Origin of the sequence: Sphingomonas sp. Sph1(2015) (assembly GCF_001970915.1) — a bacterium.
GTDB lineage: Bacteria > Pseudomonadota > Alphaproteobacteria > Sphingomonadales > Sphingomonadaceae > Sphingomonas > Sphingomonas parapaucimobilis.
Genome location: NZ_MQUI01000001.1, coordinates 77,630 through 101,540 on the forward strand (window position 1 = coordinate 77,630; position 23,911 = coordinate 101,540).

Annotated in this window: 15 protein-coding genes; 6 read left to right on the top strand and 9 right to left on the bottom strand. The window is 66.4% G+C overall.

All coding sequences use genetic code 11. The features are described from left to right. Positions 1-48: 48 nt before the first annotated feature. Entirely contained in the window at positions 49-1,344 is a 1,296-nt protein-coding gene (locus BSZ14_RS00410; RefSeq protein ID WP_083748010.1) for a sensor histidine kinase, read from the top strand. 130 nt (positions 1,345-1,474) lie between these two features. Here the strand turns inward: BSZ14_RS00410 and BSZ14_RS00415 are convergent, their stop codons facing one another. Both BSZ14_RS00415 and BSZ14_RS00420 read right to left on the bottom strand, forming a co-directional pair. After that, positions 1,475-2,956, bottom strand: a complete 1,482-nt coding sequence (locus BSZ14_RS00415) for an MFS transporter (RefSeq protein WP_083748011.1) — start codon at positions 2,954-2,956, stop codon at positions 1,475-1,477. A gap of 32 nt (positions 2,957-2,988) precedes the next feature. Next, positions 2,989-4,020, bottom strand: a complete 1,032-nt coding sequence (locus BSZ14_RS00420) for a LacI family DNA-binding transcriptional regulator (protein WP_089413546.1) — start codon at positions 4,018-4,020, stop codon at positions 2,989-2,991. 205 nt (positions 4,021-4,225) lie between these two features. On the opposite strand from BSZ14_RS00420, the gene BSZ14_RS00425 reads away from it, so the two are divergent. From BSZ14_RS00425 to BSZ14_RS00445, 5 genes are read left to right on the top strand one after another with little or no spacing between them, the layout of a single operon-like run. Beyond that, entirely contained in the window at positions 4,226-6,961 is a 2,736-nt protein-coding gene (locus BSZ14_RS00425) for a TonB-dependent receptor (RefSeq protein ID WP_076709158.1), read from the top strand. Positions 6,962-7,015: 54 nt separating this feature from the next. Further along, the gene (locus BSZ14_RS00430) at positions 7,016-8,542 is read left to right on the top strand and encodes a tryptophan halogenase family protein (protein ID WP_076709161.1); all 1,527 of its coding nucleotides are present in this window, start codon (positions 7,016-7,018) and stop codon (positions 8,540-8,542) included. Further along, positions 8,539-10,332, top strand: a complete 1,794-nt coding sequence (locus BSZ14_RS00435; RefSeq protein ID WP_076709162.1) for an alpha-amylase family glycosyl hydrolase — start codon at positions 8,539-8,541, stop codon at positions 10,330-10,332. Before BSZ14_RS00430 ends, BSZ14_RS00435 begins: the two co-directional genes overlap by 4 nt. Then, complete coding sequence (locus BSZ14_RS00440; protein WP_076709165.1) at positions 10,332-11,945, top strand: alpha-amylase family glycosyl hydrolase; 1,614 nt, start codon at positions 10,332-10,334, stop codon at positions 11,943-11,945. The genes BSZ14_RS00435 and BSZ14_RS00440 overlap by 1 nt, the downstream gene beginning before the upstream one ends. Continuing rightward, complete coding sequence (locus BSZ14_RS00445) at positions 11,942-14,020, top strand: glycoside hydrolase family 97 protein (RefSeq protein ID WP_076709166.1); 2,079 nt, start codon at positions 11,942-11,944, stop codon at positions 14,018-14,020. Before BSZ14_RS00440 ends, BSZ14_RS00445 begins: the two co-directional genes overlap by 4 nt. 297 nt (positions 14,021-14,317) lie before the next feature. Here BSZ14_RS00445 and BSZ14_RS00450 read toward each other — a convergent pair whose 3' ends face one another. The 7 genes from BSZ14_RS00450 to ptsP all read right to left on the bottom strand — a co-directional run bounded on the left by BSZ14_RS00450 (position 14,318) and on the right by ptsP (position 23,879). Then, a complete protein-coding gene (locus tag BSZ14_RS00450; RefSeq protein WP_076709169.1) occupies positions 14,318-16,435 on the bottom strand; it encodes a M3 family metallopeptidase in 2,118 nt (705 codons plus the stop codon). 70 nt (positions 16,436-16,505) lie between these two features. Beyond that, the gene (locus BSZ14_RS00455; RefSeq protein ID WP_076709171.1) at positions 16,506-16,706 is read right to left on the bottom strand and encodes a hypothetical protein; all 201 of its coding nucleotides are present in this window, start codon (positions 16,704-16,706) and stop codon (positions 16,506-16,508) included. Further along, positions 16,703-17,494 (bottom strand): Crp/Fnr family transcriptional regulator, encoded by a 792-nt coding sequence (locus BSZ14_RS00460; protein ID WP_083748012.1) that lies wholly within the window; start codon positions 17,492-17,494, stop codon positions 16,703-16,705. Before BSZ14_RS00460 ends, BSZ14_RS00455 begins: the two co-directional genes overlap by 4 nt. 78 nt (positions 17,495-17,572) lie before the next feature. Continuing rightward, complete coding sequence (locus BSZ14_RS00465) at positions 17,573-18,658, bottom strand: DUF475 domain-containing protein (protein WP_076709328.1); 1,086 nt, start codon at positions 18,656-18,658, stop codon at positions 17,573-17,575. A gap of 163 nt (positions 18,659-18,821) precedes the next feature. Next, positions 18,822-19,583, bottom strand: coding sequence for an IclR family transcriptional regulator (locus tag BSZ14_RS00470; RefSeq protein WP_241823574.1), 762 nt, complete (start codon positions 19,581-19,583; stop codon positions 18,822-18,824). Between the two features lie 145 nt (positions 19,584-19,728). Further along, positions 19,729-21,432, bottom strand: a complete 1,704-nt coding sequence (gene nagE / locus BSZ14_RS00475; RefSeq protein ID WP_198930420.1) for an N-acetylglucosamine-specific PTS transporter subunit IIBC — start codon at positions 21,430-21,432, stop codon at positions 19,729-19,731. Then, entirely contained in the window at positions 21,429-23,879 is a 2,451-nt protein-coding gene (gene ptsP, locus BSZ14_RS00480; RefSeq protein ID WP_076709174.1) for a phosphoenolpyruvate--protein phosphotransferase, read from the bottom strand. The genes nagE and ptsP overlap by 4 nt, the downstream gene beginning before the upstream one ends. Positions 23,880-23,911: the final 32 nt, after the last annotated feature.

The following is a 23,911-nucleotide window of genomic DNA, read 5'->3' on the forward strand; positions in this document are numbered from 1 at the left end:
CCTGGAGCCGTGACGCTGCGTTTCTGGCCGCGTCGACTCGCGGCGCAGATGGCACTGCTTCTCGCCATCGCCCTGTTCGTGGCACAGGCGATCAGCTTCACCCTGTTGCTGGGCGAACGCCGCTCGCTGATTCTGGAGCAGGTCACGGGACCGGCCGTCGCCCGGCTGAACGACGCGATCGAGCGGAGCGCCATGGGCCGGGGTCCGGGCACCGATCGCGGCCGGGTGCGGCGGGTGCCGGGCAATCCGGTCAAGCTGGGGCTGCCCCGTGTCGCCGCCGTGGAAAACACGGTGCGCGAGGGGATGAAGGAGCTGGGTCACCCGGTCCTTCAGGTCGTGACCGGCGTCCGCCCCTTCAACACCGCCGATTTCGATTGGCCGCGTCGCCGCTTCGACCGGAACCGCCATCCGGTCGACGAACTGCTGATCGCCGTCCAGACGCCCAAGATGGGGTGGTTCGTCACGCGCGCGGGCTGGCCGCATGACGGGCTGTTCCTGGTCTGGCGCCTGATCTTCCAGACGCTGATCCTGTACGGCGTCATCCTGTTGCCGGTGCTGTGGATCGGACGGCGGATTTCGCGCCCGTTGCGCGACCTGACCCGTGCGGCCGAGCGGTTCGATCCGCGTTCACCGGGGGAGACCATTCCCGAACAGGGGCCGCTCGACGTGTCCGGCCTGATCGCCGCGTTCAACGCGCTGCGGCTGCGGATCGGGGCGATGCTGGAGGAAAAGGATCGCATGCTCGGCGCGATCGGGCATGACCTGCGCACGCCGCTTGCCGCGCTGCGCGTGCGCATCGAGTCGGTCGAGGACGAGCAGGATCGGCTGCGCATGGCCGACACCATCGCCGAGATGAACAAGACGCTGGAGGACATCCTCTCGCTCGCCCGCATGGGGCGTCCGAGTGAAGCGGAAACCGATGTCGACCTGAACGCGCTGGTCGATGCGGTGGTCGCCGACTTCCATGATCTGGAGCAGGACGTCAGCTTCGAGGAGGGCGGGCGGCTGCGACTGAAGCTGCGCCCCTCGCTGATGCGACGCGCGGTGCGCAACCTGATCGAGAATGCGATCAAATATGGCCACGCCGCCGATGTCCGCATCGACGCGAACGCCCAACATGTCGCGATCACCGTCGCCGACCAAGGCCCCGGAATCGCCGAGGATCAGCTGGAGACGGTGTTCGATCCCTTCACCCGGCTGGAAACCTCGCGCAATCGCGAGACCGGCGGGGTCGGCCTGGGCCTCGCGCTCGCCCGCTCGATCGTGCGCGAGGCGGGGGGCGATATTCGTCTTGCGAACCGGCCCGAGGGGGGATTGGCGGCGACGATCACATTGCCACGCTAATCCTCCCCGGTACGGGGAGGTGGCAGGCCGAAGGTTTGACGGAGGGGGGGCTTCCACAAGGGATGTCCTTAGTGGCACGCCCCCCTCGACCACCGCTGCGCGGTGGTCCCCCTCCCCGTACCGGGGAGGATCAAGCCTCCTTCGCCACCCGCAGCATTGCCATGGCGGCCAGCCCCATCACCCCGGCGGCGATCGCCATCGCCCAGACGAGGTTGCCGGGGAAGAAATACCCGACCACCGCGCCCATGACCGATGACACGATCAGCTGCGGCAACACGATAAAGATGTTGAACAAGCCCATGTAGATACCGAGCTTTTCTGCCGGAAGCGCTGCCGACAGGACGGCATAGGGCATGGTCAGGATCGACGCCCAGGCGATACCGACCAGCACCATCGCCCCCATCAGCCACCACGCATCGCGAATCACCAGGAAAGAGGCGAACCCGGCGGCTCCGCAGAGCAGCCCCAGGACATGCGTGTTGCGCCGTCCGATCGCCCTGGCGAGCGACGGCAACGCAAAGGCCCAGAGCGTCGCCACCCCGCTATAGACCGCGAACAGCACGCCGACCCAGTTCGCGCCCTGGTTGAACGCGGCGCTGTTCGCGTCGCTGCTATGGAAGACCCGCTCGGCGACGATCGGCGTCGTGTAGATCCACATGATGAACAGCGCCGACCAGGTAAAGAACTGGACGAGCGCCAGCCGCTTCATGGTTTCCGGCATCGCCGCCAGATCGGCGAGGATCTGGCTGAGCGCGTTGTCGCTTCGCCCGCTTCGAACCAGGGCGGCACTGGCGATCCTGGCGAGGCCGAAAGCGATCAGCCCGCCGCCCAGCAGATAGACCGGCTTGTCCAGCCCCAGCCAGCCGACGCCCGCCACGATCAGCGCACCGGCCACGATCCACAGCGGGGCTGCGCCGATCCGGTCGCTCGGGGCTGCATCGCTTTGCACCGCCTGCCCTTCGTCGCTCTCGGCAAAGACGGCCAGCTGCCCGGGTGAATATTCGCGCGTGGTGAGGACGGTCCACAGCACCGCGAAGAACAGCGCCGCCGCGCCGATATAGAAGCCGTAGCGTACCGATGGCGGCACCTCGCCCGGCGCCGCGACATTGGCGACATGGAAGACATCGGTCAGCAGCATCGGCGCCAGCGACCCCAGCACCGCGCCCGCGCCGATGAACCCGGTCTGGAACGCATAGCCCGCCGTCCGCTGGCGGCTGGGCAGCATATCGCCGACAAAGGCGCGGAACGGCTCCATCGAAATGTTGAGCGAGGCGTCGAGCAGCCATAACAGCATCGCCGCCGCCAGCAGCCCGCCCGCCTTGGGCATCCCCACCAGCGCCAGCGTCGCCAGCACGGCTCCGGCCAGGAAATAGGGTCGCCGCCGCCCGAACCGACCCCAGGTCCGGTCGCTATAATGGCCGATCACCGGCTGGACGAGCAGCCCGGTCAGCGGCGCTGCGATCCAGAGAAAGGCGAGGTCCTTCTCCGCCGTCCCCAGCGACTGGAAGATGCGGCTGACATTGGCATTTTGCAGGGCAAAGCCGATCTGGATGCCGAAAAAGCCGAACGAGGTGTTCCACAACCCCCAAAAGCCTTGACGCGGCTTCTCCATAACCTCTCCCAACATCCTGTTATATTTTTGATCTATGGCCTGATACTGGACCCGCGCACCACCAGCGTGGCGGGCAGCAGATTGGGCGTCGGCACTGTGCCCGCAATCTCGGCAAGGAGTGCACGGACCAGCAGCCGCCCCGCCGCCGCCGCATCCTGCACCACGGTCGTCAGCGGGGGGTGTGCGAAGCTCGCAGCCGGAATATCGTCGAACCCGACCAGCGAGACATCGGCGGGCACGCGCAAGCCCGCCTCGGCCAGCACGCGCATCGCGGCCAGCGCGATCAGGTCGCTCGCCGCCATGATCCCGTCAAAGCCCTGCCCCCGTGCCAGCAACGCCCGCGCGGCACGCTCGCCCTCTTCCTCGCTGGAGATCGCGCCGACCTGAAGCGCCGGGTCACAGGACAGGCCCGCTTCCAACAGAGCGTCGCAATAGCCACGATAGCGGTCGTGAAATTCCGGATAATGGTCGGTCGCATCGCCCAGAAAGGCGATGCGCTGGCGACCCTGCGCGATCAGATGCCGCGTCGCCGCCAGCGCACCCGCATGATTGTCGCACCCGATGGTCAGCCCCGGCTGCCCCGGCGCGACCGACCCCCAGCGCACGAAATGCGTGCCGCGCGCGACCAGGGTCTCCAGCTGTTCACGATAGGCGGCATAGTCGCCATAGCCCAGCAGGATCAGCCCGTCGGCACGGTGGCTGTCCTCATAATCGGCCTGCCAGTTGCTGGTCGGGTTCTGGAACGAGACGAGCAGGTCGTACCCGACCTCCGCGCAGCTCTCCATGATCGAGCCTAACATACCGAGAAAGAACGGATTGATCAGCGTCCGCCCAGGCGAGGGATCGCGGAACAGCAGCAACGCCAGCGTCCGGGTCTGGCCGCTACGCAGGTTCGAGGCGGCACGGTCGACCGTATAGTTCAGATTCTTGGCGATCGCCTCAATCCGCGCGCGGGTGGCGGCGCTGACCGAAGGACTGCCGCGCAGGGCACGACTGACCGTCGGCTGCGATACGCCCGCCATTTGCGCGATGTCGAACGACGTGGGCTTACGCGGACCGGCCAAATCAGTGCTTCCTCCTCTCCCCATCGCTTACCGGCTTTCCTGATGCCGGGTAAGTCGAAGTGCTGTCGTAATAATGCAACAGGCCGAAACGGCCGCATTGAATACGTATGCGGCTTCATTCCTTTTCGGCCCGAACAATTTCACAGGAGGGGCAACAACCATACCCGTCCCTTGAATGAAGACGGGGTTTCCTGGAGGGGATTTCATGACGGTTCGCCCTGTGGCGCCGGCCGACGCCGCGCGCTCGTTCCTGAAGCTCGGGGTCAGCACGCTGGCCATGGCCATCGCCGCGCCGGTCTTTGCGCAAGCCACCATCGCCCCCGCGCCTACCAGCCCCGACACCGCCGCGCAGCAGGCGCAGGCCGAGGCGGAGCCCGGCGATATCGTCGTCACCGGCTTCCGCGCCGCGCTGGAAAACGCCGTCGCCGAGAAGAAGAACCGCGATCTGGTCGTCGAATCCGTCTCGGCCGAGGATATCGGCAAGCTGCCCGACGCCTCGATCGCGGAATCCATCGCCCGCCTGCCGGGCGTCACGTCGCAGCGGGTCAACGGCCGCTCCAACGCCATCTCGATCCGCGGTTTTGCCCCCGACTTCTCGACTACGTTGCTGAACGGTCGCGAGCAGACCTCGACCGGCGACAATCGCGCGGTCGAATATGACCAGTATCCCGCCGAAGTCGTCAACCAGGTCCTGATCTACAAGACCGCCAATGCCGGGCTGATCGGCCAGGGCCTGTCGGGCACGGTCGACCTGAAGACCATCCGTCCGCTCGATTACGGCAAGCGCGTGATTTCGGTCGGTGCGCGCGGCACCTATGCCGATATCGGCAAGTTGAATGCGGGGTCCAAGGATTTCGGCTACCGCGCCAGCGCGACCTATGTCGACCAGTTCGCCGACGACACGATCGGCGTCGCGCTGTCGGCCAGCTATCTGAACGAACCATACCAGATTCAGGAAGGCAATGCCTGGGGCTATGCCCAGACGACGGTGGGCGGCCAGCCGGTCGACGTCATCGGCGGCTCGAAGTCGTACGTCACCTCGACCACGCTGAAGCGACTGGGCCTGTCGGGCACGGTGCAGTGGCGGATGAGCGACACCTTCACCAGCACGCTCGACGGCTTCTATTCGGACTTCAACGACGACCAGATCAAGCGCGGTATCGAATTGCCGCTGCAGTTCGGCGCCAACCCGTCGCTGACCAATGCCACGGTCAACAACGGCCTGGTCACCTCGGGCACGTTCAACGGGGTCGAGGGCGTCGTGCGCAACGACTCGTTCCAGCGCAAGGCCAAGCTCTATTCGTTCGGTTACAACGGCAAGTACAAGGGCGACGACGGCTGGAGCGCGTTCATCGACCTCAGCTATTCGCGCACCGACCGCGATGAAGTGACGCTGGAGACCTATAGCGGCACCGGATACGGCCAGGGCATCGGCGCGACCGACACGATCGGTTTCACCACGGGCCGCAACGGCACCATCTTCAAGCCGACGCTGAACTATTCCGACCCCAACCTGATCCAGCTGACCGATCCGCTGGGCTGGGGCGGCGCGACGCGTCAGACGGGCTATTTCAACGACCGCAAGATCACTGACGAGATCAAGCAGTACCGGGTCGAAATCGAGCGCGAGGTCGAGACGCCGATCGTCCATGCGATCCGCTTCGGCCTGAACTATACCGATCATGCCAAGTCGCTGGCGCCCAACGAGTCCTTCGTCACCCTGCCCGGCGGTGCGACGATCGCGCCGCTGCCGCAACAATATCGCCAGACGCCGACCAACCTGACCTATCTGGGTCTGGGGCCGATGCTCAGCTATGACCCGCGCGCGCTGCTGGCGGGCGGGGTCATCACCCTGACGCCCAACACCAGCCCGGACGTGCCCGCCAAGGCGTACACGACGACCGAACGCCTGATGACCGCCTATCTCCAGACCGATCTGCGGGCACAGATCGGCGCGGCGGAGCTGACCGGCAATGTCGGCGTCCAGGCGGTCGGCACCGACCAGAAGTCGCGCGGGCTGATCTATAACGGCTCGGGCTATACCAACATCGTCCAGGGCGACACCTATTGGGACATCCTGCCCAGCGCCAACCTGTCGCTGCGCCTGCCCAGCGACTGGGTGTTCCGCGTTGCCGCCGCGCGCCAGATGATGCGGCCCCGCTTCGACGATATGCGCGTCGCCCTGTCCTATGGCTTCGATGCGCAGCAGGGCCTGATCTCGGGCAATGGCGGCAATCCGTATCTGCGCCCGATCCGGTCGAACTCGTTCGACGTGACCGTGGAGAAGTATTTCGGCACCAAGGGCTATCTGGCGGCGCAGGGCTTCTACAAGGATCTCAAGAGCTTCGTTTACAATCTTGAGCAGCCTTACGATTATACCGGCCTGCCCCTGCCCGCCTCGCTGCCCGCCGGCATACCGACGCAAGGGCGCATCACCCGCCCGATCAACGGCACCGGCGGCAAGATCTATGGCGTCGAACTGGCGGGTACGCTGCCGCTGGGTCAGCTGGTCGGCTTCCTCGACGGCTTCGGCCTGACCGGCGGCGGGTCCTATACCAAGACCGAGATCACCCCGACGCCCGGTGGCGAGCCCGAGGACATTCCCGGCTATTCGCGCTGGGTGGCGAACGGCACCGCCTTCTTCGAGAAGTGGGGCCTGAACATCCGCGGCTCGGTCCGCTACCGCTCGACCTTCGTGGGTGAGCTGTCGGGCTTTGGCGCCAACCGCGTCCGCCGCCGCGCCATCGACGAGACGATCGTCGACGGCCAGATCGGCTATGACTTCCAGGAAGGCACGTTCAAGGGCCTGTCGATCTTCGTCCAGGGCCAGAACCTGACCGACACGCCGTTCGTCACCACCAATGCCGGTCGCCGTGACGAGGTGATCGACTATCAGAGCTATGGCCGCCGGTTCCTGGCCGGGTTCACCTATCGCTTCTGATGCCCCTACCCCCGCGCCGGTCGAGCGATCGGCGCGGGTTTCGTGAGACGCCGCATGGACGACCGCCCCACCGCAGACCATATTGCCCAAAGGGTCGTGATCGTCGGCGGCGGCACCGCCGGTTGGATGGCGGCGGCGGCGCTGGCGCGGTTCGTACCCGCCACGACCCGCATCACCCTGATCGAATCCGACGCGATCGGCACGGTGGGTGTGGGCGAGGCGACCATTCCCGGCATCCGCCTGTTCAACCAGATGCTGGGCCTGGACGAAGCCGAATTCCTCCGCGCGACGAACGGCAGTTTCAAGCTGGGCATCCGGTTCGAGGGCTGGTCGGGCGAAGGCAGCGGCTATCTCCATGCCTTTGGCAGTATCGGGCGGGGCCTGGGCCTCGTTCCCTTCCATCATTACTGGCTGCGCGGCGGCGGCGCAGCGAACCCGGCCTCGCTCTGGGGCCATATGGCAAGCGCGCAAGCCGCCATGGCGGGCCGCTTCGCCCCCGATCCCGGCCGCCCCGACCTGCCGAGCGGACTGGCCTGGGCCTATCATTTCGATGCCAGCCTCTATGCCGCGCTGCTCCGCCGCCATGCCGAGGCGGCGGGCGTGGAGCGGGTGGAAGGCCGGATCGCCTCGGTGGCGCGCGACATGGCGGGGCGGATCGATCATGTCGTGCTCGATGGCGGAGAGGCCCATGCGGGCGACCTGTTCATCGACTGCACGGGTTTCCGCGCGCTGCTGATCGGCGAGACGCTGGCCGAGCCATTCGACGACTGGTCCCAGCTGCTCCCCTGCGACAGCGCGCTGGCGGTGGCGGGCGAGCGAACCAGCCCCCTGCCCCCCTATACCCGCGCCATCGCGCACGGGGCGGGATGGCGCTGGCGCATTCCGCTTCAGCACCGCACGGGCAACGGGCTGGTCTATGACAGCCGCCATCTCTCGGACGACGAGGCCGCCAATCGCCTGCTGACCGCGCTGAACGGCGAGGCGATGGGCGAGCCGCGCCGCCTGCGCTTCACCACCGGACGACGCGCCCGAGCCTGGGTCGGCAATTGCGTCGCGCTCGGGCTGGCGGCGGGGTTCCTGGAGCCGCTGGAGTCGACCAGTATCCATCTGATCCAGTCGGGCCTCGCACGGCTGCTCGACTATTGGCCCGGCCAGACGCTCCAGCCGGTCGAGGTGGACGCCTATAATCGCGAGACGGCGGCCGAGTGGCTGGCGATCCGCGATTTCCTGATCCTGCACTACCATGCCAACGCACGATCCGAGCCCTTCTGGACCGAACGCCGCGCGGTGCCCTTGCCCGACAGCCTCGCCGCCCGGATCGCGCTGTTCCGCGCCAATGGCCGGTTTCGCCGCGAGGGCGATGAACTCTTCGCCGAGCCCGCCTGGGTGCAGGTCATGATCGGACAGGGCATCGTCCCGGCCGGGTATCAGCCCCTTGCCGACACACTTTCGGCGGACGAACTCGACGATTTCCTCAGCCTCACCCGGCGTCACGCCGCGCAGGTCGCCGCCCGGCTGCCGACGCACGACGCCTTCCTCGCCGCGCATTGCGCCGCCCCTGCCCCAAAGGTTTTTGCATGAAGACGCTGCTGCTCGCGCTCCTCGCGACCGCCACGCCGCTCGCCGCACAGGATTATCGCCAGCGCCTGCCACAGGACGAGGTGATCTATTTCGTCCTGCCCGACCGGTTCGAGAATGGCGACACCGCCAATGATCGCGGCGGGCTGAAGGGCGGTCCGCTGACCACCGGCTTCGATCCGACGCACAAGGGCTTCTACCATGGCGGCGACCTGAAGGGGCTGACCCGGCGGCTCGACTATATCCAAGGGCTGGGCGCGACCGCGATCTGGCTGGGGCCGATCTTCAAGAATAAGGCCGTGCAGGGCGCCAGGGGGCAGGAGAGCGCGGGCTATCACGGCTACTGGATCACCGACTTCACGACCGTCGATCCGCATCTGGGCAGCGAGTCCGATCTGCGCGCCTTCATTACGGCGGCGCATGGCCGGGGGATGAAGGTCTATATGGACATCATCGTCAACCATACGGCGGACGTGATCCAGTATCGCGAATGTGCGGAGGGATCGCCCTGCCCCTATCGTGATCGTGCGACCTATCCGTACCAACGGCGCGGCGGCGTGACGGGCCAGCCGATCAATGCGGGTTTTCTGGGTGATGACGTGCAGACGGCGGCGAATTTCGCCAGGCTCACCGACCCGAATTACGCCTACACGCCCTACGTCCCGGCGGGCGAGAAGAACGCCAAGACTCCGGCCTGGCTCAACGACCCGATCTATTATCACAATCGCGGCAACACGAGCTTCGAGGATGAAAGCTCGACCACCGGCGATTTCTCGGGACTGGACGATCTCTACACCGAGAATCCGCGCGTCATCGCGGGCATGATCGACATTTACGGCAGCTGGATCGACCGGTTCGGCATCGACGGCTTTCGCATCGACACCGCCAAGCATGTGAACCCCGAATTCTGGCGGAGCTTCGTGCCCGCGATGCTGGCGCGCGCCCAGGCGAAGGGCATTCCGAACTTCCACATCTTCGGCGAGGTGACGGCGGGCATGGACCCCGGCGCGCTCGCCCGCTGGACGAAGATCGCCGATTATCCGGCGGTCCTCGACTTCGCGTTCATGAACGCCGTGATCCAGACGGTCGCCGAGAACAAACCGACACGCGTACTGTCCAACCTGTTCGAGGGCGATATCCTGTACTCCAAGGGGGAAGCGACGGCGGACATATTGCCGACCTTTCTCGGCAATCACGACCATGGCCGCTTTGCCCGTGACGTGCGGGTCGCAAATCCGGATGCTTCGGGCGATGAAATCCTGAAGCGGGTCGAACTCGGCCATGCGATGCTGCTGACCCTGCGCGGCGTGCCGACCATCTATTCGGGCGACGAACAGGGTTTCGCCGGCGACGGCAACGATCAGGACGCGCGCGAGGACATGTTCGCCAGCAAGGTCGCCAGCTATAACGACAACAAGCTTGTCGGCACGAGCAAGACGACCGCGACCGACAGCTTCGTGACCACCCACCCGCTCTACCGCGAGATCGCGACACTCGCCCGGCTGCGCACCGCCAATCCGGCGCTGACGCGGGGACGACAGGTGATCCGCGCGCGCGGCGACGCGCCCGGCCTGTTCGCCGTGTCCCGCTTCGATCCCGCCACGGGGCGCGAATATGTGATTGCGTTCAACACCTCGGCCAAGCCGCTCAAGCAGGCAGTGCAGGTTGAAACGGCGTCGCAACGTTTCGCCACCATGGCTGGTGCCTGCGCCCCCACCGCCGCGGCGCCGGGGAGCCTGATGTTGGAATTGCCCGCCTTCGGCTATGCCGTCTGCGCGGCGGAGAGCCGTTGATGACCGAAAATATTTCCACCGCCGCCCGCCCCTGGTGGAAGGGCGCGGTGATCTATCAGATCTACCCGCGCAGCTTCGCTGACAGCAATGGCGACGGAATCGGCGACCTGCCCGGCATCACCGCGCGGCTGGACCATGTCGCCAGCCTGGGGGTGGACGCGATCTGGCTGTCGCCCTTCTTCACCTCGCCGATGAAGGATTTCGGCTATGACGTGGCGGACTACCGCGATGTCGATCCGATCTTCGGCACGCTGAAGGATTTCGACGCGCTGGTCGCCCGCGCGCACGAGTTGGGGCTGAGGGTCGTCATCGATCAGGTGTACAGCCACACCTCCGACGAGCATCCTTGGTTCACCGAAAGCCGCTCCAGCCGCACCAATGCGCGCGCCGACTGGTATGTCTGGGCCGATGCCAAGCCCGACGGCTCGCCGCCGTCCAACTGGCAGTCGGTGTTCGGCGGCCCCGCCTGGACCTGGGACGCGCGGCGCGGGCAATATTATCTCCACAATTTCCTGAAGGACCAGCCGCAGCTTCACGTCCACCACCCGGACGTGCAGGCCGAGTTGCTGGCGACCGCGCGCTTCTGGCTGGACCGGGGTGTGGACGGCTTCCGCCTCGACGCGATCAACTTCATGATGCACGAGCCGTCCCTGCGCGATAACCCGCCCGCGCCCGACAATGGCAAGACGCGCACCCGGCCGTTCGACTTCCAGCTGAAGCTCTACAATCAGAGCCATGCCGCTATCGTCCCCTTCCTGGAGCGCATCCGCGCGACGCTGGACGGTTATGGCGACCGCTTCACCGTGGCCGAGGTCGGCGGCGACGAAGCCGACCGCGAGATGAAGCTGTTCACCGCTGGCGACCATCGCCTGAACACGGCTTATGGCTTCGACTTCCTCTATGCCGATCGGCTGACCCCGCGCATCGTCGCCGAGGCGGTGGCGAAATGGCCCGCCGAGCCGGGTGTCGGCTGGCCGAGCTGGGCGTTCGAGAACCATGATGCGCCACGCGCCGTCTCGCGCTGGACGACGCCGGAGCATCGCGAAGCGTTCGCGCGGATGAAGATGCTGTTGCTGCTCTCCTTGCGCGGCAATGCCTTTGTCTATCAGGGCGAGGAACTGGGCCTGACCCAGGTCGATGTACCCTTCGAGCGGCTGGTCGATCCAGAGGCCATCGCCAACTGGCCGCTGACCCTTTCGCGCGACGGCGTACGCACGCCGATGCCGTGGAGCAGCAATGCGCGTCACGGTGGCTTCTCGGATGCGGAACCCTGGCTGCCGACCGGGCCGGATCACGCCGCACTGGCGGTCAATCGGCAGGACGGCGACCCGGACTCGTTGTTGAACCTCACGCGCCGCCTCGTCCGATTGCGCGCGGAGACGCCCGCGCTGGCGGTCGGCGACCTGACGCTGCTCCACGCCGATGACCAGCTGCTCGCGTTCGAGCGGCGCGAGGGCGAGCAGCGCCTGCTCTGCCTGTTCAATCTGGGCGACACGCCCGTGACCCTGCCCCCTGCCCTGCCACGCGGCGGCCAAGTGCTGGTCCACATCAATAGCGCCACCGACGACCGCCTGGGCGCGTTCGGGGCGGTGATCCGGGAGATGACTGCATGAAGACGAGCATTGCCATCGGGCTGGGCCTCATCGCGAGCGCCGCCCAGGCCCAGAACGGCCCCGCCGATCCGGCGGTCAACGAGACGTTCAAATTCGCCAGGCCCGCCGGACAACCCGACGCGGTGGAAACCTCGCCCAACGGCCAGATCACCGTGCAGGTCTCCACCGACAATGATGGCCGCGCGGTCTATATGATCGCGCGCAACGGCAAGGCGATCGTCGCGCCCTCGCGGCTGGGCATGATGTTTACCGACGCGCCCAAGATCGAGCGTGGCATGAAGATCGAGGCCGTCACCCATGCCAAGGCCGATACGAGCTGGACCCAGCCCTGGGGCGAATGGCGCACCATCCGCGACAATCATCGCGAGATGCGCGTCCGCCTGATGGAGTCGAGCGCGCTCCACCGCCGCTATGACGTGGTGTTCCGGGTGCAGGACGACGGCGTCGGCTTCCGCTACGAATTTCCCGAGCAGCAGGCCAAGCACAGCACCAACATCGCCGAGGAGCTGACCGAGTTCAACATCGCGCAAGGCGGCACGGCCTGGTGGAAGCCCGCCTTCCTGTGGAACCGCGAAGAGTATCTCTACAACCGCACGCCCATCGGTGCGGTCGGCACGGCGGCGACGCCGATCACCATGAAGCTGGACGACGGCACGCACATCGCCATCCATGAGGCGGCGCTGGTCGACTATGCCAGCATGGCCGTCATGAAGACCGAGGGGAACAGCTTCAAGGCGGTCCTCACCCCCGGCTCGGGCGCGCCCAAGGTCATGAAGACCGGCGCGTGGGAAACGCCGTGGCGGACCATCCTGATCGCCCCCGACGCGGGCGGGCTGTATATGAGCCATCTGATGCTCAACCTGAACGAGCCCAACAAGCTGGGCGACGTGTCCTGGGTGAAGCCGGGCAAGTTCGTCGGCGTCTGGTGGAAGATGATCAAGGGCGAATGGAGCTGGGCGCGCGGCCCGCGCCACGGTGCGACCACCGCCAATGTGAAGACCTATATCGACTTCGCGGCGAAGTACGGCATCCCCGGCGTGCTGGTCGAGGGGTGGAATATCGGCTGGGACGGCGACTGGGCAGGCAATGGCTCGGCGATGCAGTTTGCGACCCCGGCAGAGGATTTCGACGCCGACGCGCTGGCGAAATACGCCAAGGCCAAAGGCGTCTCGCTGATCGGCCATCACGAGACGGGCGGCGCGGTCAGCCATTATGAAAGCCAGTTCGACCCGGCCTTCAAGTTCGCCGCCGACCATGGCGAACATGTGGTGAAGACCGGCTATGTCGCCGATGCGGGCCAGATCGAGCGGGTCAATGCCGACGGTTCGGTGTCGCGTGAGTGGCATGAGGGCCAGTGGATGGTGAACCACCATCTGCGCGTGCTGGAGGCGGCCGCCAAGTATAAGGTGTCGATCGACAGCCATGAGCCGGTCAAGGATACCGGCCTGCGTCGCACCTATCCCAACTGGCTGGCGCGCGAGGGCTCGCGGGGGATGGAATATAACGCTTGGCCGGGCAAGAACCCGCCCGAGCACGAGGTCAATCTGGCCTTCACCCGGATGCTGGAAGGCCCGATGGACTTTACCCCCGGCGTGCTCAGCCTGACCGGCAGCGACAATAGCCCGATCCAGTCGACCATTGCCAAGCAGCTGGCGCTCTATGTCGTGCTCTACTCGCCGGTCCAGATGGCGGCCGATACGCCGGAGAATTACGCCAAATATCCGCAGGCTTTCCGCTTCATCGCGGACGTGCCGGTGGACTGGGAGGACAGCCGCGTCCTGAACGGCGAGGTCGGCGATTACGTCACCTTCGCACGGCGGGACCGGAAGAGCCGCGACTGGTATGTCGGGTCGATCACCGACGAGACTGCGCGGGAATTGACCGTGACGCTCGACTTCCTGGAGCCGGGCAAGACCTATGAGGCGCAGGTCTATAAGGACGGCCCGGGTGCGACCTATGCGACGGACGCCCGCCATTCGATCGCGTTCGAGACGAAGCGGGTGAAGAAGGGTGACACGCTCACCCTGTCGCTCGCCCCCGGCGGCGGCCAAGCGATCCGCCTGAAGGCGCTTTGATTTTGGGGCCCTCTCCATCGCGTGATGGAGAGGGCCTTCCTTTCAACAGACCGTCGCCCCAGCGCAGGCTGGGGCCTTTTCCGCAAGGCTGTACACCCTTGCGAAAGATCCCAGCCTTCGCTGGTATGACGTTAAAGCAGGATGACAGCAGGTTGAATCACCCCTCCCCTTCAGGGGAGGGGCAGGGGGTGGGGCGCTTCCGCATAAGCTGGGCCTGTGGTGAGGCCCCACCCCAACCCCTCCCCTGAAGGGGAGGGGCAAGGCTCAGATCAACGCCATGTCATCCCCCTCTAGGGGCTACTTTGTCGGGAAACCGCGCTGTTTCAGCAGCGCGTTGACATCCGGGTCACGCCCCCTGAACGCACGATACGCCTCCGCGCGGTCCGTCTCATTCCCCGTCGACAACAGGATCCGCGCAAAGCGGTCCGCCGTCGCCTTGTCCCACGGACTCCCCGCTTCCTCGAACGCGGCGAAGGTGTCGGCGTCCATCGTCTCCGACCAGAGATAGCTGTAATACCCGGCCGAATAGCTGTCCGACGAGAACAGGTGATTGAACTGCGGCAGGCGGTGCCGCATCACCAGTTCCTTCGGCATCCCGATCTCGCGAAGGGTCGTCGCCTCGAACGCCGCCGGATCGACCACCCCGTCGGGGATGGTGTGCAGCTTCATGTCGACGATTGCCGAGGACAGATATTCGGTCGTCGCGAAACCCTGGTTGAAGGTCTCCGACGCCTTGATCTTGTCGAGCAATGCCTGCGGCATGGGCTGGCCGGTCTTGTAGTGGCGGGCATATTTGTCCAGCACGTCGCGGGTCAGCAGCCAATGCTCGTTCACCTGGCTGGGATATTCCACGAAGTCGCGCGGCGTGCCCGCCAGCCCCGGATAGGTGACGTTCTGGAGCATCGCATGGATCGCGTGGCCGAATTCGTGGAACAGCGTCTCGGCATCGTCCAGGCTGATGAGGACCGGCTCGCCCTTCGCGCCCTTGGCGAAATTGTTGTTGTTCGACGACAGGACATTCTGCACCGGCGGCAGGTTGCGCTGGCCGCGATAGGTGTTCGCCCAGGCGCCCGATCGCTTGCCCGTCCGCGCGAAATCGTCGCGATAGAAAAGGCCGACTTCCTTGCCGTTGCGGGTGACATGCCAGACGCGCATGTTCGGCTCGAACACCGGGACCGTGCCGGTGATCTCCTTGAACTCCAGCCCGTAGAGGCGGTTCGCTGCATAGAGCGAACCCTGGATGATATTGTTCAGCTCGAAATAGGGCTTCAGCTCGGCCTGGTCGAGGTCGTAGCGGCTCTTGCGGACCTTCTCCTGATAGAAGCGATAGTCCCAGGGCTCGATGGTGATCTTCGCCCCTTCCTTATCTGCAATGGCCTGCATGTCGCGGACCTCCTCGGCGACGCGCGCCTTGGCGGCGGGCCAGACGCGCATCATCAGGTCCATCGCGGCGGCCGGGGTCTTGGCCATCGTGTCCTGCATCCGCCAGTCGGCATGGGTCTTGAAGCCCAGCAGATGCGCGCGGTTGGCACGCAGGCGGACGATGCGGGCGATGGTCGCCTTGGTATCGTTGATATCGCCATTGTCGCCGCGCTTGGTGAAGGCGCGCCACACCTGCTCGCGCAAGGCCCGGTCGGTGGCGAAGGTGAGCACCGGATCGACCGCCGAGCGGGTGTTGACGATCGCCCAGCCCTGCTGCCCGCGCTCGGCCGCCGCCGCCTTGGCGACCGCCTTCACGCTATCGGGCAGGCCCGCCAGCCGCGCCTCGTCGGTGACGATGATTGCGGTGCCCTCATCGGCCAGCAGACGCTGCGAAAACTCGCTGAAGTTGATCGCGAGATTCTGGTTGAAGGCGGATAACTCCTCCTTCTGCGCGGGCGTCAGCTTCGCGCCCTGCCGCACGAAGCTGTCATAGGTGCGCGTGACCAGCCGCTTCTGCTGCGCATCCAGCCCGCTGGTGTCGCGCGCGTTGTAGATCGCCTCGATCCGCGCGAACAGCCTGGGGTTGAAGGTGATTTCGTCCGACGCCTTGGACAGCTTGGGCGACCATTCGCGGTCCAGCGCCTGATAGGCGGGCGTGTTCATGTTGCCCGTCATCACCCCGAACAACGTCATCACGCGGTTCAGCGTCTGCCCGGCATTCTGCATCGGCACGAAGGTGTTGGCGAAGCTCGGCTTGGCCGGGTTGTTGGCGATCCGGTCATATTCGGCGCGACGCTCGGCCAGCGCGGCCTCAAAGGCGGCGGGGAACAGTTCGGGCTTCACCTTGTCCCAGGGCGGCACCCCGCCATAGGGGCCGGTCCAGGGCGCGATCAGCGGATTGGCGGCGGGGGCCTGTACGGCCTGGGGCGGAGACGCCATCGCGGACGTGCTCAACAGAGCCGCCAGAGCGGCGGCAAGGGACAGATGACGCAATGTGAACTCCCGGTCATGAAACGCGCGTCATCACCATAAGCCCGTGTTTCGGCGGGTAAAGCCTTGTGACCTACCCCTCGCTTCCTTGCGCCTCCGCCAGTCTGGCCGCCGCCACCAGCCCTTCGCCGGTGGCGCGTGCGGCGGCAGGCGTCATCGCCACCGCCACGCCATTCGGCCCGTCCAGCATCACGATCCCGCACTCGGCGGTCGCCACGCCCGCATCGTCATGGACGCCGTGATAGGGGTCGCCGGGATCACTGAGCGGGGTCATGCGCCCTGCTTCTCCAGGGTCGGGCCGCCGCCATAGAGATAGCCGGGATCGAAATCGGCCAGCGCCGCCAGCATGTCGAGGTCGAGGATGTGCGCCTCACCGCTGCGGAAGGTCATCAGTCCCCGCTCGCGCAGGGAGCGAAGGACGCGATTGAGGTGGACCGGCGTGATCCCCGCCGCCTCGGCCAGATCGATCTGCGTCACCGGGAAACGGAACACGCCGTCGCGAACCAGATCGACCATGGCCAGCCGTGCGTGAAGCTCGCAGAACAGATGCGCGACGCGCCCATCCGCCTCCAGCCGCCCAAGCCGGAACACCCATTCCCGGTGCATCGCCGCGTCGAGCAGCGTCGAAAACCACAGCAACCGGGTCAGCCGGGGATAGTCCGCGACGATCCGTTCCAGCCGGTCATGCCCCGCCAGCGCGACCCGTACCGGGGTCAGCGTGGCGACGTCATGGTCCAGATGGCGCATGGCGAAGCCGTGCAGGTCGACGAAATCGCCAGGGACGTGGAAGGCGACGATCTGGCGGTTGCCCTGCCGGTCGTCCATATACCGGCACATCACGCCTTCCAGCAGCAGGCTGCTGTAACGAACCCGCTCGTCCCGACGGATGACGATGGTGCGGGCGGGGATGGCGCGAACCTCCTCGATACTGTCCTCCAGCATCGCGACGTCATCGGCCGTCATGGTGTCCCGGCCCCGCCCTTTCAGGAACAATTCCGTCAGGCACCGCCCGTCGTCGGTGCGCCTTTGCTGCCGTCGCGTATCGATTGCGGAAACCGACATGACCTATCCCTCGCCCAGCGTTCGGAGGGGAAATCCCCCGCATGGGCAAAGTGTTCCGCATCCGACACGATCGCCGCCTCAGTCGCCGATCGGCTTGCCCGCCGCGCGCACGGGATCGCCGCCATGCGACGGGTCCTGCGGCTCCTTCCGGTTGCTGCGGACCGATGCCCAGAAGGACAGGCCGATCAGCGTCGCACCGATCAGCCCCGTGATCGTCTCCGGAATGTGGAAGCGCACCGACAACAGCATGATCGTCGCCAGTGCGACGATGGCGTAGAAGGCCCCGTGCTCCAGATAGCGATATTGTGCGAGCGTGCCGTGATCGACCAGCATGATCGTCATCGAACGGACGAACATCGCCCCGATGCCCAGGCCCAGCGCAATGATGAACAGGTTGTTCGACAGCGCGAACGCGCCGATCACCCCGTCGAACGAGAAGCTGGCGTCGAGCACTTCGAGATACAGGAAAGCCGCAAAGCCCGATCGCGCGGCCGCCCCCGTCGCGGCATCCCCGTCGCTGCCCAGCAACACGCCAATGGCATGGACCGCGATATAGGTCAGCAGCCCGAAGATGCCCGAGATGATGAAGGTCATCGCTTCTTCCGCCGGGATGAAGCGAGAAATGGCATAGAGCGCCAGCAGGACGATGCCGGTCGCCAGCCCCGAAATGTCACGCAGCGCGGCCAGCGGGCGTTCGATAACGGGCAGCCAATGCTCCTCCTTTTCGTCGTCGAGGAAGAAGTTCAGGCCGACCATGGCCAGGAAACTGCCGCCAAAGCCCGAAATGCCGACATGGGCCGAGGTGATGATCTGTTCGTAGCGAACCGGATCCCCCGCCGCGAGCTTCACCGCCTCGATCGGTCCCAGATGCGCGGCGATCGCGACGATGGCCAGCGGGAAGACGATGCGCATCCCGAACACGGCGATGACGATGCCCCAGGTCAGGAAGCGGTGGCGCCATTTGTCGTCCATATCGCGCAGGACGGTCGCATTGACGACCGCATTGTCGAAGGACAGCGACACTTCCAGCACGCCGAGAACCAGCACGATCCACAGGATGCCGAGCGTACCGGGGACCGTCCCCGTGCTCTGAAAGCCCAGCCAGGCCGCGATGGCCAGACAGAGCGATGTGAACAGAAACGATCCCTTGTAATATTTCCACAGCAACTGATGGTCCCCCGTACCTGTCCGATCGATCACACGCGTTGGTGGTTCGACGATCGGTTCTAAAGTCCGGCTCGTCGGATTTGTTCAATCGGGGAGCGGCCCTATCGCCGCGAAGATGCGGCGCGACAAGTCGGGATCAGGCCGCCGCCGGATACGGCCATCAGATACGGGCGTCGTTACCGATCAGCTGTTCGGAAATGCGCGTCGCCGTCGCGCGCAGCGTCGCCAGCGCCTGGTCGACATCCACCGTCGCATCGGTGATGCGGATGAAGGGTACGGTCAGTACGGCGACGGCGCGGTCCCCACGCATGATCGGCACGGCCAGTTCGACCATGCCGGGCAGTTCGGCACTGTCCGCCCGCGCAAAGCCCTGAGCACGAATTCCGTCGGCCGTCGCGATCAGTTCCGCACGACGCTGATCCGACAGAGGCGGATCGAACAGGTCGTCCCATTCGGTCCGGGTCTGATCGGACTGGAAGGCGTAGAGTACATGACCCGACGGAGTTTCATGGATGGGGCGGCGATAGCCGACACGCACCGAAAAGCCGACCGAGGTATTGGCCTCCATCCGCGCGATGACCGACGACGCCGCGCCGGAGGGAATGGCAAGGTAGCAGGACTGGCCGATACGGTCGGACAGCATCCGCATCTCGGGCAACGCCTGTTCCATCAGGCTGCGCACCGGCGGACGCTTCAGCCCCAGATGGAACAGGCGCGAGGTCATGACATAGCCGTCCGGCCCCTGCGCGACATAGCCGCGATGTTCCAGAACCTGGATCATGCGGAACAGCTCTCCCGTCGACCGGCCGAGACGGGTGACGATCGCGCTCATCGTCAAGGGAAAGTCCTCGGCGGCCAGCAGCTCCAAGATATCGAGCCCTTTTTCCAGCGCCGGGGCGCGGTAGAGCCGCTTATCGTCCAAGGCTTCTGACGGTTCGCTGACCAACAATTCCCTCCGTCTCGGTCATCGTCCAAGCGCGACCGTTATCCGTTTCATAAACCGTTACGCGCGGCTATATAGGCTGCGCTTCAGGCGGCAATATGATTAACACCAGAATGACAGCAATTTAATCAACCAGGATGTGGACGATGTCGGGCGCGACCTTTGCGATCGCCCGAGCCTCGTCCGGCGTCGTTCCGGCCTGACGCCCTGGATCGGCAAGGACGACGCGCCACCGTCCGGCATGGTGGCTGGCCGAAACGATATTGTCCGCGCCACCCATCGCCCGGACGAGTATATCCGGCAGACTGGTCAGCCCCGTGGCGGTCACCGTCTGGACCGGCGCAGCCGTCACCGGCGCCGCCGCACGAGCGGTGGCGGCGATCGGCCCGGATTCGACGGCCGCGCGCATTTCCATCGCCACGGCGTCGGCAATCGGACCCAGTACGATCTGAACGCCGCTGGCCGAGGGACGAAGGATACCCCGCGCGCCAAGCCGCTTGAGCGCGGGTTCGTCGACCCGGGCCGGATCGACCACGATCAGGCGCAGGCGGGTGGTGCAGGCCGCGATCTCGCTGAGGTTCGCGCTGCCGCCCATCGCCGCGATGAAGGAGGCGCCGCGTCCGCCCGCGATCTCGGTCGCCTCGCCCTCTGCCGCCGCCTTGAGTTCACGGCCCGGCGTCTGCAGGTTCCAGCGGCGTATCGCGAAGCGGAACACGCCGTAATAGATCAGCGCATAGGCCGCGCCGATCGGCAGCAGCATCAGCGGCTTGGTCGCCTTGCCGAAATTGATGACATAGTCGAACAGACCGGCCGAGAAGGTATAGCCCAGCCGCACGCCCAGCGCGTTCATCAGTGCTTCCGAAAGGCCGGTCAGAACAGCGTGGAAGGCATAGAGGACCGGCGCCAGGAACATGAAGCTGAACTCGATCGGCTCGGTCACGCCGGTCAGGAACGACATCAGCGCCAGGCTGAACAACATGCCGCCGACCGCCTTCTTCCGCTCCGGCAGCGCTTCATGATACATGGCCAGACACGCGGCGGGCAGGCCGAACATCATGACGGGGAAGAAGCCGCTCATGAACGCGCCCGCGGTCGGATCGCCCGCGAAGAAGCGGGTCAGGTCGCCCGTCTTGCCCTGATAATCGCCGACCACGAAATAGGCGACGGTGTTCAGGATGTGATGCAGGCCGGTAACGACCAGCAGGCGGTTCAGCACGCCAAAGGCGAACAGCCCCAGCCCGCCCGCCTGGACGATGCCCTGGCTGAGGGCGTCGATGCCCGTATTGACCGGACCGAAGGCCACGCCCAACAGCGCAGCGAGACCCAGGCCCGCAATGCCAGAGATGATCGGCACGAAGCGACGACCACCAAAAAAGGCCAGATATTCCGGCATCTTGATGGTGGCGAAGCGGTTGTAGAAATTGCCGCCGATCAACCCTGCGACGATGCCGACCGGCACGTCGAAACGATGGACCGACTTGGTCCGCCACGCTGCCTCGACGGTCGCGGCGATATCCTTGGCCAGCCCGGCCCCGGTCCCGGCGGGCGGCACGATCAGCGTTTCGGCACCCTTGATGGTGACGAGATAGCAGGCGACGCCCGCCAGCGCCGCCGCGCCATTGCCGTCACGGGCAAAGGCGGTGGCGACGCCGACCGCGAACAACAGGCCCAGATTGTCGAAGATCGCATTGCCCGCATTCGCCATGAAGGCGATGTTCAGCATGTCGGGCTGGCCCAGCCGCAGCAGCAGGCCCGCGACCGGCAGCACCGCGATGGGCAGCATGAGCGCCCGCCCGAGCGATTGGATGGTGGCCATGGGCGAGCTCATGCGCCGATCTCCTGAAGCATAGTCGTGATGTGCGCGCGGACCGCCGCCGCCGAGGGAAGCGCCAGCGCGGCAATCGCGGCGGCGCGGCATTTCACCATGTCGAGCTTGCCGACCAATGCCTTGATCGCCGCCACCCGCGCCGGGGGCACCGACAATTCGGTGACGCCCAGGCCGAGCAGGATCGGCACCGCCAGACGATCGGCGGCGAGCGAGCCGCAGACACCGACCGGCGTGTCATGCCTGGCCGCGCCGTCGCAGGTCGTGCCGATCAGGCGAAGCACCGCCGGATGAAGCCCGTCGACCCCCGCCGCCACCGCCGCGTTGCCGCGATCCATGGCCAGCGTATATTGGGTCAGATCGTTCGTACCGATCGAGAAGAAGTCGGCCTTACGCGCGAGAATATCGGCGGAAATCGCGGCCGCCGGGGTCTCGATCATCACCCCGACCTCCGCCTCGCGACCGTGCCGGTCGACGACCGCGCGCACCGCCTCCAGCTCGGACAGGCTGGCGATCATCGGCGCCATGATCCGGCACGGCTGGCGCACCGCCAGGATGGCGCCGACCTGATCCTCCAGCAGCTGCGGATCGGCGAGCGACACGCGGATGCCGCGCAGGCCCAGCGCCGGATTCTCCTCGACGGGCAGGTCCATATAGGGCGCGGGCTTGTCGCCGCCGACATCGAGCAGTCGGACGATCATCGGCCGGTCGCCCAGCGCATCGGCGATCGCCTGATAATCGCGGGCCTGCTCGTCACGAGTCGGCGCGGTTTCGCGTTCCAGGAACAGGAATTCGGTGCGCAGCAGGCCGCAGCCCTCCGCGCCCTCGGCCACCGCCGCCTCGGCATCGGCGACCGAGCCCAGATTGGCAAACATCTCGATCCGGGTACCATCGGCCATGCGGCAGGGTCCCTGCGCGGCGCGGGCGGCCTCCATCTCGGCCTTGCGGCGGGCGATGGTGTCGCGCGCCTCGCTTTGCGCCTCGGCATCGGGTTCGGGATCGATCAGGCCGCGATCGGCGTCGAGCACGATCACCCGGCCATCCTCCAGCGCGGCCAGCGGCTCACCGAACGCGACCGCCATGGGCAACCCCATGCCCGCCGCCAGAATCGCGGCGTGCGAGGTCGGCCCGCCCTTGACCAGCGCGATGCCCGCCACGACGGCCGCGTCGAGCGCGGCGACCTGACTGGGCAGCAGATCCTCGGCGACCAGGATCGCACCCTTGGGGACGCTCGGCCCTTCAATGGGCAGGCCCGCAAGTGCCGCGAGGACATGGCGTTCGAGATCGCGCAGATCGTCGGCGCGCTCGGCGATACGACGGTCGCCGCTCGACAGCAGGACCGCGACCTGTTCGGTGATTGCTTCCTGCCACGCCACGCCTGCACTCAGCCCCCGGCCTATCGCGGCCAGCGCGGCGTCGGTCAGCGTCGGGTCGGCCAGCATCGCGCCGTGCGCCGCCATCACGCCGCCACGTGCGCCACCGGCGGCGGCGGCCTGCGCCAGCCCCTCGCGCACCGTATCGAGCGCCCCGTTCAGGCGCGCGCGCTCTTCCTCGCCCGTCCCCGCCAGCGTCTCGACCGGAATGGCGGCGCGGGCCAGACGGTGGATCGGCCCGACCGCAAGGCCCGGCGCGGCGGGGACACCGCCCAGCCCCGGCCCCTCGCCGCGTACCGGCTCGGGCACGTCCACCGGCGTTTCCTCGGGCGTGGCGTCGTTCAGGAAAGCAATGACCTCGGCCAGGGCGGCGGCAGCCTGCGCCCCGCTCGCCTCGATCCGAACCGTCGTACCATGGCCCAGACCCAGCCCCAGCAGACCGACCGCGCTCAGCGCCGAAGCATGGCGGTCGCCATGATACAGGGTCACGCGCGCATCGTGACGCCGCACCGCCTCGACCAGCCGCGCGGCGGGGCGGGCGTGCAGGCCGTGCGAGAGCGCGACGACCGTTTCTTCGATCAGCGTTTCGCCGCCGGTGTCGCCAACCTCCGCCTCACCGCCCAGCGGCACGACACGCAACAGCGGATCACCGACCGCCACCAGCCCCTTGGCGATCGGCTCGACGGCATAGCGGGTGGCATCGGCGACGATGATCGGCGTGACGACGGCGGGGGCGTTCTGGACCAGATAATCGAGGTCGAAGCGGATCAGCGGCTGACCCGCCAACACCTTCGCGCCCGCCTTCACCTGCGGCGTCAGCCCCTTGCCGCCCAGCGACACGGTGTCGATGCCGATATGACAGATCAGCTCATAGCCGTCGGTGCTGCGCAGCGTGACCGCATGGCCCGCCTCGTGCACGGTCAGCACGGTCGCGTCGCAGGGCGCGCACAGCGCGTCGTTGACCGGATCGATCGCCATGCCGTCGCCCAGCATCTTTTCGGCGAAGACCGGGTCCGGCACGTCGGCGAGCGGCGTCACCCAGCCGGCCAGCGGCGCATAAACGGTCAGGTCACTCATCGCACGTCACTTTCGCCAAACTGCATTCCTTC

Coding starts and splice junctions, on each gene's coding strand:
- BSZ14_RS00410 (WP_083748010.1), top strand. CDS start 49: ATGGCACTGCTTCTCGCCATCGCCCTGTTCGTGGCACAGGCGATCAGC.
- BSZ14_RS00415 (WP_083748011.1), bottom strand. CDS start 2,956: ATGGAGAAGCCGCGTCAAGGCTTTTGGGGGTTGTGGAACACCTCGTTC.
- BSZ14_RS00425 (WP_076709158.1), top strand. CDS start 4,226: ATGACGGTTCGCCCTGTGGCGCCGGCCGACGCCGCGCGCTCGTTCCTG.
- BSZ14_RS00430 (WP_076709161.1), top strand. CDS start 7,016: ATGGACGACCGCCCCACCGCAGACCATATTGCCCAAAGGGTCGTGATC.
- BSZ14_RS00435 (WP_076709162.1), top strand. CDS start 8,539: ATGAAGACGCTGCTGCTCGCGCTCCTCGCGACCGCCACGCCGCTCGCC.
- BSZ14_RS00440 (WP_076709165.1), top strand. CDS start 10,332: ATGACCGAAAATATTTCCACCGCCGCCCGCCCCTGGTGGAAGGGCGCG.
- BSZ14_RS00445 (WP_076709166.1), top strand. CDS start 11,942: ATGAAGACGAGCATTGCCATCGGGCTGGGCCTCATCGCGAGCGCCGCC.
- BSZ14_RS00455 (WP_076709171.1), bottom strand. CDS start 16,706: ATGACCCCGCTCAGTGATCCCGGCGACCCCTATCACGGCGTCCATGAC.
- BSZ14_RS00460 (WP_083748012.1), bottom strand. CDS start 17,494: ATGTCGGTTTCCGCAATCGATACGCGACGGCAGCAAAGGCGCACCGAC.
- nagE (WP_198930420.1), bottom strand. CDS start 21,432: ATGAGCTCGCCCATGGCCACCATCCAATCGCTCGGGCGGGCGCTCATG.
- ptsP (WP_076709174.1), bottom strand. CDS start 23,879: ATGAGTGACCTGACCGTTTATGCGCCGCTGGCCGGCTGGGTGACGCCG.